We start from the raw sequence: 1,409 nt of genomic DNA, 5'->3' as shown, positions 1-1,409 counted from the left end.
CAACGATTTTGGGAAACGTTTATGACTGGATTTAACTCTTGTGGCACTATTTCCAGTATATAGCAGTTCTCAATTGTGTGAGGTACTTTGGTTCTGGGTTAATGAGAGCAGGAAGTCGGGAGTCGGGAATCGGGAGTCGGGAATCGGGAATCGGGAATCGGAACCCACCCCTAACCCCTCCCAGGAGGGGAACGGGAATCGGGAATCGGGAATCGGGAATCGGGAATCGGGAGCGGTGCGACCCGTGGCGAATTTAATTCGCCAACGGAAAGCGCACCGAGGGAGTCGGGAATCGGGAATCGGGAATCGGGAATCGGGAGTCGGGAGCGGTGCGACCCGTGGCGAATTTAATTCGCCAACGGAAAGCGCACCGAGGGAGTCGGGAAAAATTCTGTGTAGCTCATTACTATGATAATCCGAAAAGGCATGAAACCCTGAGGATATAGGGGTTTCATGCCTCAAATAAATTAGCTTTTAATCAGGCTAGTATGAAATAGTTAAATCGGTGCTACGTTTCCCAAAATTTTAGGTTACTTGATATTAATTGTCTGTCCCAACAATTAATATCATCTGTAGCATATTTTTTTCTATTTCCTATAACTAGCCAGTAAGTATTCAGCTGATAGCTGATAGCTGATAGCTGACCTAGCGAGTCCAAACACTACCACTGAAGCCACCTGTTCTCCGAACTGCTGTTAGTCTGCGGTTTGAATCTATTCTGACTACCATCTCGCCAGAGCCGCGAGTCCGACCCCTGGGTACATCTGCCCAGTTACCAGCAACTTCACTCCGACCAATGTAGCCATGAAAGACATTGCTGAAACTTCGGCCATTATTAGAACTTTGACCATACCACCACAGTTCATTACCTACTTGCCGAATATAATAGGTGCCACCATCATTGGCTCGCCAGGTACCAGTCAGATTAACTGCAACCGCTTGAGCTACCAAGTCCGGTGAGGATGTTTGGTCAAAGGTACTTTTCTGTTCTAGTTCAGGGACTGTGGTAGAGTTGCGATTAGCCCCATTGCCAAGAAAGTCTGGGATTTTTGCCAAGGTGGGATTGACCAGACTCATAGCAAAAACTGCACCACTGATACAAAGAGTTGCTGTACTTAGTTTGAATTTCATAATTACCTCTTTGAAAGAGTACTGGAAGGAATCAAGGTCTCAAACTTTTCCCTCCAATTACTTATCAGGGTGAGTTTTATTGTTTACTCTTGGGGTAGGGATTTTGTAATTTTTCTTAACAAAACCTAGATCGTAGGTAAGCATTCAGCTATCAGCGGTCAGCGGTCAGCGGTCAGCGGTCAGCGGTCAGCGGTCAGCGGTCAGCGGTCAGCGGTCAGCGGTCAGCGGTCAGCGGTCAGCGGTCAGCGGTCAGCGGTCAGCGGTCAGCGGTCAGCGGT

The 1,409-nt window shown here is 48.0% G+C and carries 2 protein-coding genes and 2 pseudogenes; 2 read left to right on the top strand and 2 right to left on the bottom strand.

The window, feature by feature from the left end:
* Positions 1-69 precede the first annotated feature (69 nt).
* Complete coding sequence (locus tag F6K37_RS42320; protein WP_287257208.1) at positions 70-462, bottom strand: hypothetical protein; 393 nt, start codon at positions 460-462, stop codon at positions 70-72.
* A 183-nt stretch (positions 463-645) separates the two neighbouring features.
* Positions 646-1,131, bottom strand: a complete 486-nt coding sequence (locus F6K37_RS42315; RefSeq protein WP_287257207.1) for a hypothetical protein — start codon at positions 1,129-1,131, stop codon at positions 646-648.
* 142 nt (positions 1,132-1,273) lie between these two features.
* Between F6K37_RS42315 and F6K37_RS45195 the strand changes: the two are divergent.
* A pseudogene (locus F6K37_RS45195) lies at positions 1,274-1,348 on the top strand (hypothetical protein); the annotation flags it as partial.
* A pseudogene (locus F6K37_RS45190) lies at positions 1,324-1,409 on the top strand (hypothetical protein); the annotation flags it as partial. The pseudogenes F6K37_RS45195 and F6K37_RS45190, both read left to right, overlap by 25 nt.

The sequence above is a fragment of the Moorena sp. SIO4E2 genome, assembly GCF_010671945.1.
GTDB classification, from domain to species: domain Bacteria; phylum Cyanobacteriota; class Cyanobacteriia; order Cyanobacteriales; family Coleofasciculaceae; genus Moorena; species Moorena producens.
Note: the sequence above shows the minus strand (reverse complement) of the source record. Positions and strands in the feature narration are given on the sequence as shown.

Excerpts from the sequence above, each read along its gene's own strand:
- F6K37_RS42315 (WP_287257207.1), bottom strand. The coding sequence starts at position 1,131 with ATGAAATTCAAACTAAGTACAGCAACTCTTTGTATCAGTGGTGCAGTT.